Annotated in this window: 11 protein-coding genes; 4 read left to right on the forward strand and 7 right to left on the reverse strand. The window is 34.6% G+C overall.

Annotated features, from left to right (window positions below):
- Window positions 1-120: 120 nt before the first annotated feature.
- The gene (locus tag AB3X49_RS12525; protein ID WP_367962406.1) at window positions 121-309 is read right to left on the reverse strand and encodes a helix-turn-helix transcriptional regulator; all 189 of its coding nucleotides are present in this window, start codon (window positions 307-309) and stop codon (window positions 121-123) included.
- A 65-nt stretch (window positions 310-374) separates the two neighbouring features.
- Window positions 375-581, reverse strand: coding sequence for a helix-turn-helix domain-containing protein (locus AB3X49_RS12530; protein ID WP_367962408.1), 207 nt, complete (start codon window positions 579-581; stop codon window positions 375-377).
- Window positions 582-751: 170 nt separating this feature from the next.
- On the opposite strand from AB3X49_RS12530, the gene AB3X49_RS12535 reads away from it, so the two are divergent.
- Window positions 752-1,087, forward strand: a complete 336-nt coding sequence (locus tag AB3X49_RS12535; protein ID WP_367962410.1) for a helix-turn-helix domain-containing protein — start codon at window positions 752-754, stop codon at window positions 1,085-1,087.
- 6 nt (window positions 1,088-1,093) lie between these two features.
- Here AB3X49_RS12535 and AB3X49_RS12540 read toward each other — a convergent pair whose 3' ends face one another.
- Together AB3X49_RS12540 and AB3X49_RS12545 are read right to left on the reverse strand one after the other, a co-directional pair.
- Window positions 1,094-1,246 (reverse strand): hypothetical protein, encoded by a 153-nt coding sequence (locus AB3X49_RS12540; protein ID WP_367962412.1) that lies wholly within the window; start codon window positions 1,244-1,246, stop codon window positions 1,094-1,096.
- Window positions 1,247-1,503: 257 nt separating this feature from the next.
- On the reverse strand, window positions 1,504-2,724 hold the full coding sequence (locus AB3X49_RS12545; protein ID WP_367962414.1) for an AimR family lysis-lysogeny pheromone receptor: 1,221 nt from the start codon (window positions 2,722-2,724) through the stop codon (window positions 1,504-1,506).
- Window positions 2,725-3,520: 796 nt separating this feature from the next.
- Here AB3X49_RS12545 and AB3X49_RS12550 point away from each other — a divergent pair.
- The 3 genes from AB3X49_RS12550 to AB3X49_RS12560 all read left to right on the forward strand — a co-directional run bounded on the left by AB3X49_RS12550 (window position 3,521) and on the right by AB3X49_RS12560 (window position 7,673).
- The gene (locus AB3X49_RS12550; RefSeq protein WP_367962416.1) at window positions 3,521-4,582 is read left to right on the forward strand and encodes a tyrosine-type recombinase/integrase; all 1,062 of its coding nucleotides are present in this window, start codon (window positions 3,521-3,523) and stop codon (window positions 4,580-4,582) included.
- Window positions 4,583-5,244: 662 nt separating this feature from the next.
- A complete protein-coding gene (locus AB3X49_RS12555) occupies window positions 5,245-6,327 on the forward strand; it encodes a polysaccharide deacetylase family protein (protein ID WP_367962418.1) in 1,083 nt (360 codons plus the stop codon).
- A gap of 116 nt (window positions 6,328-6,443) precedes the next feature.
- Window positions 6,444-7,673, forward strand: coding sequence for an aminopeptidase (locus tag AB3X49_RS12560; protein ID WP_367962421.1), 1,230 nt, complete (start codon window positions 6,444-6,446; stop codon window positions 7,671-7,673).
- A gap of 40 nt (window positions 7,674-7,713) precedes the next feature.
- Here AB3X49_RS12560 and AB3X49_RS12565 read toward each other — a convergent pair whose 3' ends face one another.
- From AB3X49_RS12565 to AB3X49_RS12575, 3 genes are all read right to left on the reverse strand, one after another.
- Entirely contained in the window at window positions 7,714-8,037 is a 324-nt protein-coding gene (locus AB3X49_RS12565; protein ID WP_002029495.1) for a DMT family transporter, read from the reverse strand.
- Window positions 8,038-8,084: 47 nt separating this feature from the next.
- Window positions 8,085-9,536 carry an NADP-dependent succinate-semialdehyde dehydrogenase gene (gabD, locus tag AB3X49_RS12570; RefSeq protein WP_002139416.1) on the reverse strand — a complete coding sequence of 484 codons (1,452 nt, stop codon included), beginning with the start codon at window positions 9,534-9,536 and terminating at the stop codon, window positions 8,085-8,087.
- Window positions 9,529-10,400 (reverse strand): sigma-54 interaction domain-containing protein (locus tag AB3X49_RS12575; RefSeq protein WP_367962426.1); only part of this gene is annotated, 872 nt, incomplete at its 5' end. The genes AB3X49_RS12575 and gabD, both read right to left, overlap by 8 nt.

Genomic DNA, 10,400 nt, shown 5'->3' on the forward strand with positions numbered 1-10,400 from the left:
GATTACGTTGACGTCAGTTGATAAATATATCACTTCATTCACTGTTTCATCTCCTCTTCTATGCACTTGGAATGACTCATATTGAGTTCGTATGACGACGGGTTCAATGTAATCCTTCATTTATTTCTCAAACAGCTCGTCCACTGTGGTTTTGAAGTATTTTGCTAGTTTTTGGGCTTCTTTCAAGGTGAAGTCACTTTTACCGTGCTCCTTAGCAAAATATGTTCTCGGTGAAATATGAATCAAATTTGCTGTCTTCTCTTGTGTCATGCGTCTCTCTTTTCGGACGATGAATAAATTTTTGTGCATGGGTATCGCTCCTTTTAAAAGTACTTTCTAGATTCTACATACAGTTACTTCTGTTAACTATAAAGTTAAAAAAAATCAATAAATAAATCATCTATAGAAACCTTAAAGATACTTGAAATACCTAATAACTTCGCAGTTGTTGGTTGAAGCTTATCATTCTCCATAAGGTTAACTAAAGAGTGACTACAATTTAACAACTCTCCTAATTCCCTCTGTGAAAACCCTCTATTTTTCCTTAATAAATAAAGTTTCTTACCATCAAATCTTTTCATCTTTATCTCCCTTCGGTTACTTGTGTTAACATCATACTGCAAAATGAATTCTTCTGCAAACCTTTTTTATGCACTTTAATGGTTTTGTTTAAAAAAGCATTGCTTCATTTACTTATTTTAGTTATTATAATCATAGAAATGTTTAATTCAGTTAACCGGGGGTGTTAGTAATGGTAACATTAGGAGACCGTATAAAATTTATGCGTACAAAAAAAAATATCTCACAACAAGAATTAGCGGACGCTTTAAATGTTAATCGTTCTGCAATATCCTTATACGAAACTAATAGAAAAAGCCCTTCGAGAGAAAATACCTATAAAATAGCTACCGTATTAGGTATATCGATAGATTATTTATTAGGTTTACAAACTGAGCCTTCTCTTCAAACTGAAAACATCAATTCTGAAACTGCCCAACTTATGAAACGTCTTGATAATATGCCATCAGAAACAAAAAAAACGATTATGAACTTAATTGATGACTTACTTAAAATACACGAAAAATAACCATGATTATTGAGTATTAATCATGGTTTTAATTTTATTGACCATATGTATAAACTCTTCGTCCTTACTGAAAATCTGTTCCAGTATTAACATCTTTTTAATTTTTCCTTCTACGTTTTCCCATTCCTTTTGAACTTTTTCACCATTTACTTTATTCATATTATCTAATCTCCTCTATAGACAATTATCTCATCAACCATTGTAAATCGGCCCCTTTTCTATAATTTTATTACTAATTTTGATAAAAATATCCAGAATAACCAAAAAACAAATTGCTTTTTTTCAGCAAAATATATTGACAAATAAAAAAGAACCGCTTAATTAAATTCATTAAGTGATTCCCTATAATTCAACCGCCTGGTCTAACATCCATATAATTAACATATTTACCTAAATTATGTTCTTCTAATCCCTTATTAGTAACAAACGGCATCAGTATTAAAGTCAACATCACCGAAAATATCAATATTTTCTTCTTCAAATTCATTCCCTCCCACCTCTTGTTTATAATCCATCATCCACTTAATTATAGCAGAATCTTCCCCACGCTTATATAATTCTCTTGCGCTTAAACTGGAAAAAAAGTAATTACCTTGAGTAAAGAATTGCTGAAGACATTTATGTAAGCTTTCATTAGACGTATCTCGCATTGCCTTAAATAACACAATAAAGTCTTCATTTTCTTTCTGATAAAAAACTTGAGCATATTTGTCAACGTCAGCCAATACACTAGCCGTTCCGTCTGTTTCCGCAGCATAATACATTTCTACCATTTTCATATTATAAAACGCCTCATTCTCGTAGCCCTGATCACCAATCCCTTTAGATAAATCATAGCCTTCTTTTAGCACTGATAAACATTTCTGCTTATCTTCAAGTAAATAAGACATGCCAATTATATATGATGCATCCGAAATAGCCTTGATACCAACGTTGGCATTTTTAATAATAGAAGCATATTTTCTCGCCATATCTCTGTTATTTGATCGTAGATGTACAGGCGCTAAGACCTCGTATACCTTATAAAAATAGCAATGTTGGATAAAATCCTTACGTCCACCGCTTAACTGTCTCAGTCTCTGCTCTACTTCTTTACCAAGCCCGATCATCATTGAGAACTCTTTAGAAAAATAGTAACCATAGCATTTCATAATGCTAATTAATATTCGCAAACAACAATCCGTAGGCTGGCGTAAGCTATTTATTTCTTTAATCAGTGATTCGCCATCAATCTCCCTTAACATATATCGATACAATATTTCGTAAACGTCCACAAATTCCTGAATACTTCCTTTATCTTTTCGATATTTTCCTATCAAGCGTTTTAACAATTCAATATCCCTAGTAATCGAAGCGTATTCGAAGCTTTGTTTGATTAATTCTGTTGTATCAACTTTCAAGCAAAAATCACGCATGGTAGTTTTGTAGTTTTCATCAGGAAACGTCAATACTTGCGACAATTTCAAGAGACCGCAAAAACTAATTGTCCCACTTTTTTTGAACTTAGACATATATTGGGGACTTACCCCAATAGCCTCAGCAACACTCGCATATGTTAACTCAGGCCTATTGTCAATTAATTCACAAATTTCAACATGTAGCGACTTCAAAGTAATCTTCCCTCCATCCGGTAACATAAAAGCCCTCAGCTTTAATTTTCTCAACTCAGGACACATTCTAAAATTATTAGGTGTGTGTTACACTGACGAGGAACTCGTATGATGCAAGTATTTGTCCTAAGGTAGCTAGGATGAACGGTGTGCGAGGCTTTGTTGGGTGCACCTCTTACACACGCTCTGCGAGTTTTTATGTTTTATTTATTCTAATTATTCCGTCTATTAAAGAAGGAAACATCCATATACTGTATACAAATCCAATTTTATCACGAACCTACATTCTATCCCACACTCTATTTTATTTCTCAATATAACTTCAAAGAAAAAAATTAATAATACTTGTATGGTAGCAAAAAACTTACACTCCTGCTGAATAACAGTTCATTATTTATTATATTCTACATAAAATCAATGTAGAAACCAGCCAATTTTTAATAATCGCAACCAACCAATTCTAAATTGCATTGCAATATCACCAAAAACAAATGTCGAACTTTCTCAACATGTGTCACACCATTAGTATGCTACTATTATTTCACCCTTACTTTATGTATCATTTCTAATTGCAACATCTGGCAAACTCCACTACACCATGTGGAGTTTTTCTTTTTTCAAACTATTCAGAGTTCCAATATACTATACTGTTTATGAATGGAAATTTGTTTTATGTTAAGTAATATGTTATTAAAATTAAAGCGGTTCAAGTCGGAGAAAGGCTCTCAATTTATTTTGAGAGTCTTTTCTTTTGGTAACAAACAAGTTATAATCTACTCAATAAATTTAACTATCAATCTTTATATGTACAGGAGGATTTCCTATGGTGATCTACAAAGATAAAGAGCGAGGAACGTATTTTTTCGTTGTCAGAGTCCGTCAATTTGATGGCACTCAAAAACAAGTAAAACGTCGTGGATTTAAAACGAAAAAGGAAGCACGTGAAGCTGAAGCGAAAATGTTAGTTGAAAAAGAAACGAACTCAAGCTTAACTTTTACTCAAGTTGCGGATAGTTATTTTGATTGGTATTGTCAGAGGAGAAAAGAATCTTCAATAGCAACCATTAGAAATGTTATCTACAATCACCTAATACCTGAGTTTGAAAAAATAAAAATAGAACAAATCGTGCCAAGACATATCATGAATTATCAAAACAAAATTATAAATACATACTCAGCCAAACATCTAAAAAAGATTCATGCTGTACTTTCCGCTATATTTAATTTCTCTATTAAGTTTCACGGACTTACAAATAATCCCGCAAGAATTACAGGTAATTTTGAAAAGGAATCAAATAAACGAATGAATTTCTGGGAGTTTGAAGAGTTCAAACAATTTATCGGAGTTGTAGATGATTCATTATACAAAGCATACTTTTCCGCATTATATTACAGCAGGGCTAGAAAAGGTGAATTATTAGCATTAACATGGGAAGATGTAAACTTCGAAGACAATACAATTAACATTAATAAAACTGTTTATAGAGGACAAATCACAAAACCAAAAACAAAATCATCAAACAGAATTATCATGTTACCCATACATATCCTCAATTTATTGAAAGAGTTAAAAAAACATGCTACAGTAGAAGCACCATTAAAAAATGATTATGTTGTATTTGGTGAGTTTTATACTTGTATATCCACAACTACTCTAGACAGAAAATACGCTAATTATTTGAATATAGCTGGCATCAAAAAAATTCTACTTCATGAATTCAGACATTCGCATGCATCTTATTTAATTAACAAAGGTGTTAGCCCACTGGTAGTAGCTCAACGATTAGGGCATTCAAGTGTTTCAACTACATTAGATACGTATAGTCATTTATACCCATCAAAACAAGAGGAAGTAGTTGCATATATGGAAAAAGATTTTAAATAAACGTGACCAAATAGTTTCCAACGCAATCAAAACCATTGATATAACAACTTCAAAAGAGAATATACTCCTCCACACTATTCGCTTTACTCACTTCACTTTGACAACCGACTATGAATAGCGATATGAAAAGGATATATACTAGTTTTTTATATTTCATTTCTGTTCTCCACTCCGTACATCATTCTTACTTACATTTATAGCGGTTCTTATTATAGTCCAATATCCTGATATTTTAATAGAAACTACTCTACATATGCAAAATTGCATATTAATAAACCTTTCTCTTATTTTAAAATTAACTTAAATTTTTTACCAAAATATACAAATTACAAATGAACAATGTTATAATTTGTAAAAAATATATTGGAGGATATTATGAAAGCTCACGCCCTTTTCGACTTCTTACACTTACTAGTTTTAAGCATGAAAAGCTATTCTGTATGGGGAATGCCAATCTATGTATTCATTATCCCTCTTATTTTTGTAGTAGGTTATATCATTATCAAATCAAATAAGAAACGCAAGAATACCTCTATTCAAAGTCACTAACCTACCATTCACCTAAAAATGATATGATGAACAAGGGTATATCCCCACCTCTCTTATAGCGGTGGGGATTTTAATGTAAGCATGCAACATAATACACAATAGAAGGTGATTTTATGAGAAAATACGCAGCGATTGCTTTATGTACATCTGCTATTCTAGTAGGCTGTAATACTAGCAATGTAAGCCAAGAACCTAAAAAAGAGAAAAAGGTACAAGAGGTCAAAAAACAAGAAGAGACGGTGCGGGAACAAGGTAAAATTTCTTATAATCCAATTACGCACGAATCTACAAACGCAAATATTCATATTACAGACATAAAAGATTCTTTAACCGAAGTACAATATAAAATTTGGCGCACTGCTGATGGAAAGGAAAGTGCTAAATCCTTTTCTTCTAAAGAGAAAAATCAACAATTTACACTTCCCTTTGATATAAAAGAATTTGAAGGAAAACGCGGTGAATATCAAATTGAAGCTACAGGAACAACAGAGGGCGGAAAAACTATTCCACTTACGAAATCTACTATTACTTTCGAGCAAAAAGTTCCTGTTCTTATGTACCACGCAATTGATGATTATCATGGACAAGGTATTAAAGATTTATTCGTATCGCCTGCTAACTTTGAAGCACAAATGAAGTATTTAAAAGAAAATGGTTATACTTTGTTAACGTTTGAACGCTGGGGCGATATAAATAAAGTAAACAAGCCGATTTTCGTTACATTTGATGACGGTATGAAAAATAATATGAATGCATTTCATGTTTTACAAAAACTAAAAGACGATACATTTAAACCAGCGGCAACAGAATATATGATTGTTGATAACGTTGATGTAGAAGGAGCTCTTTCTACATCTGAAATAAAAGAAATGGTTGATTCAGGTATTTTTTCTGTACAATCTCACACAGCAACACACGCAGACTTGCCGAAAATTACAAACTATGATGAAGAGTTAAAAGGATCAAAAGAAAGGCTAGAGAAAATAACAGGTAAGCCTGTTATCGCAATTGCTTATCCATTCGGTCATGTAGATGATAAAGTTGTTGCAGAAACAAAGAAACACTATCAATTTGCAACGACAACAAAGCCTGGACAGTTCATTACGAAAGGTGAACCTGATGAGTTGTTAAAAATGAAGCGTGTTCGCATACACCATACAACGACTGTAGAACAATTTGCTTCTTCGATTAAATAACTATTAGAGCTCAATACATTTTGAGCTCTCTTTTTACGTTATATTTATATATATTTTTAGAATTTTCTTGTATTATATATAGTAAGAAATCTTTCAAACTAAAGGAGATTATACATATGTCATTTGAACAAACGTTAGAGAAATATGCTGCCCTTGCAGTCAATGTTGGTGTTAATATTCAACCCGGACAAACTTTATCAATCAGTGCACCTCTTGAGGCTGTACAGTTTGTACGCCTCGTTACAGAAAAAGCATATAAATCTGGTGCAAAACACGTATATGTTGATTGGAATGATGAGACGTTAACACGCTTAAAGTTCGATCTAGCTCCTGAAGAAGCTTTCTCTGAATTCCCTTCTTGGAAAGCACATGCTCGTGAAGAATTAGCAAAAGAAGGCGCTGCATTTATGTCCATCTATGCAGAGAATCCTGATCTATTAAAAGGTGTAGAACCAAAGAAAATTGCAACAGCTCATAAAGTAGCTGGAGAAGCGATGAAAGTATACCGTGATTATGTACAAGCAGATAAAGTAAGCTGGTGCGTAATTTCTGTTCCTACGAAAGAATGGGCTGCAAAAGTATTCCCTGACGTAGCGCCAGAAGAACAAGAAACAAAGCTATGGGATGCTATCTTCAAAGCTACTCGTGCTGATTTAGAAAATCCTGTGGAAGCATGGAAAGAACATGATGAAACACTACATACAAAAGTAGATTACTTAAACGAAAAACATTATAAAGCTCTTCACTATACAGGCCCTGGAACAGACTTAACAATCGAACTTCCAGAGAAGCATGTATGGGCTGGTGCTGGTAGCTTAAATGAAAAGAACATAGCATTTATGGCTAACATTCCAACTGAAGAAGTATTTACAATGCCTCTTAAAACAGGTGTGAACGGCCAAGTATCTAGCACAAAACCGTTAGCATTTGCAGGTAATATTATTGATAACTTCACGTTAACATTTGAAAACGGACGTATCGTAGACTATAAAGCTGAATCTGGTGAAGAGGCTTTAAAACATTTAGTAGAAACAGATGAAGGTTCTCACTTCTTAGGCGAAGTAGCTTTAGTACCTCATGATTCACCAATTTCAAACACAAATATTTTATTCTACAATACGCTATTTGATGAAAATGCATCTTGCCACCTTGCAATCGGAAATGCTTATGCATTTAACTTAGTTGGCGGAAAAACAATGTCTAAAGAAGAACTTGCTGAAAATGGCGCAAACGCTAGTATTACACACGAAGACTTCATGATTGGATCAGCTGAGCTTGATATCGACGGCATTACAGCTGATGGAAGACATGAGCCGATCTTCCGTAAAGGTAACTGGGCGTTTTAATAAAAATAAAAGGCTATCTTCCACGCCGGAAGATAGCCTTTTATGATGCCGATGACACTTTCAGTCCAATTACTCCTAAAACAATAAAGAGAATACAAAATGCTTGGAATAAATTAATATGCTCTTTAAAAAAGTACACACTAATGATTGTAATAAGTAGCGTTCCCACACCAGACCAAATTGCATAAGCAATGCTTAAATTAATCTTTTTAACAACGATAGCAAACACGCTGAAACAAATTCCATAGAATACGAAAATAAGTACACTTGGAACAAGCTTTGTTAAACCGTTCGATAACTTCATCGCAATCGTTCCAGCTACTTCAAAAATAATTGTTACGAGTAATAATAGCCAATATACCATACTAGAATCTCCTTCTCTGTTACCTTATAGAGATTCTAGTATACTACTTATAGTCCTAACGAAATATATTTAATTTCTAAATATTCCTCGATACCGAAATGGCCTCCTTCACGGCCGATACCACTTTCTTTAAAGCCTCCAAATGGTGCTTGTGCAACTGATGGAAGGCCATCGTTTAAGCCGATAATTCCGTACTCTAACGCTTCACTAATTTGGAATGCTTGGCTAATATCTTTTGTGAAAATATAAGCAGCCAAGCCATATGGTGTATTATTTGCTCGTTCGATTACTTCTTCAACTGTTTTAAATTTCGCAACTGGTGCAACCGGTCCAAATGTTTCTTCATTCATACAAAGCATCGTGTCATTTGCCAATCCAATTACTGTTGGCTGAATGAAATAACCATCTAACTCTGCAAATTTATGGCCACCGTATAAAACTTCTCCGCCCTTTTGAATTGCATCTTCAATATGTTCTTGTACTTTCGAAACTGCATTCGCATCAATAAGTGGACCTACAGTTGTTCCTTCGCCGAATCCATCTCCGACTTTAAGCTGCTCTACAGCTGTTGTGAACTTCCCTGCAAATTCTTCATACACTTCTTCTTGAACAAAGATGCGGTTTGTACATATACACGTTTGTCCTGCGTTACGGAATTTCGAACCAATTACCGCTTCTACTGCCTTATCTAAATCAGCATCATTCATAACAATAAATGGAGCGTGACCACCTAATTCAAGCGAAACCTTTTTCATCGTTTGCGCAGCGCTAGCCATTAATTCTTTTCCAATTTCAGTTGATCCTGTAAAGGAAACTTTTCGAACGCGCTCATCTTCCATCCACGTATCAGCAATTGCTTTTGCACTACCTGTTACAATATTTATTACACCTTTTGGAATATCTGCTTCATGTGCTAATTCAACTAACTTCAATGCAGTTAATGGCGTTTGACTCGCTGGTTTCACAACTGCCGTACAGCCTGCTGCAAGTGCTGGAGCTACCTTTCTCGTAATCATAGCAGCCGGGAAATTCCAAGGCGTAATAGCTGCCATAACCCCAACTGGTTGCTTCATAACTAAAATACGCTTATTCGGATGAGAAGCAGGAATCATTTCACCGTATATTCGCTTTCCTTCTTCTGCGTACCATTCAACAAAACTATTTGCATAATTCACTTCACCAAGTGCTTCTGCAAACGGCTTCCCTTGCTCTCTCGTCATGATTGCTGCAATTTCTTCTTTATTTTCATCAATGAGCGTGAACCATTTTTTTAACTTTACTGCGCGATCCGCTGCCGTTAATTTTGACCATAATTTAAAAGCCTCATGTGCAGCATCAACTGCTTGCTTTGCCTCTGTAATCCCGCCCTTTGGTACAGTTGCAAATACTTCCTTTGTCGCTGGATTATTCACTTCGATTTGTTCTTGCAGTGTAATCCACTCACCATTTATATACATCGCTTTTTTATCTAAGTTTACGAACGTCGCTTTTTTATCCAATGTTTTCTTCCTCCTCTATGAACTTCTTAATCTTCCTAGTGGCAGCAGATTGACTTATTTGTAAAAACTCAGCCACTTTATAACTTGATCCATACGTTTTATACGCTTTAAGAATGATATTTCTTTCTACCTCTTCCAGCATTCTATAAAGACTTTGTCCGGATTGTTCAACTGTGGCCTCTTGCATAGATAGTGGCAAATCTTCTACCATTACAAAATCATCTGCAGTGATAACAATTCGTTCAATTACATTTTCAATCTCTCTATTATTTCCTTCCCAAGGGTACCCTACAAACATTTGTAACGTACTAGGAGCTAACTTTACATCACGTCCGTACTTTTTATTAAAATGCTGTAAATAATGATAGATGAGCGGCAATATATCTTCTGTTCTCTCCCGAAGTGGCGGAATTGAAATTGGAATGACATTCAGACGATAGTATAAATCTTTCCGGAATGTTCCTTGTTTCACCATCGTACTTAAATCTCTATTTGTTGCCGCTACAATTCTAACGTCCACCTTTTTTAATTCTCTTCCACCTATAGGACGAAACGTTTTTTCTTGCAATACTTGCAAAAGCTTCGCTTGAATTTCAAGCGGCATTTCACCAATTTCATCTAAGAAAAGAGTTCCTTTATGCGCTGATTCTAATAGCCCCTTTTTCCCTTCACGATTTGCACCTGTAAAAGACCCACCTGAATATCCAAAAAGCTCAGATTCGATTAAATTCGTCGGCAATGCCGCACAATTAATTTCATAGAAACTTTCATTCTTCCGGTGACTCACTTCATGCAAATGGCGTACTAATCGGCTTTTCCCCACTCCAGTCTCACCTAATACGAGAACAGTACTATCTACTACAG

It is taken from the genome of Bacillus sp. C30 (genome assembly GCF_040838255.1).
Classification (GTDB): domain Bacteria; phylum Bacillota; class Bacilli; order Bacillales; family Bacillaceae_G; genus Bacillus_A; species Bacillus_A mycoides.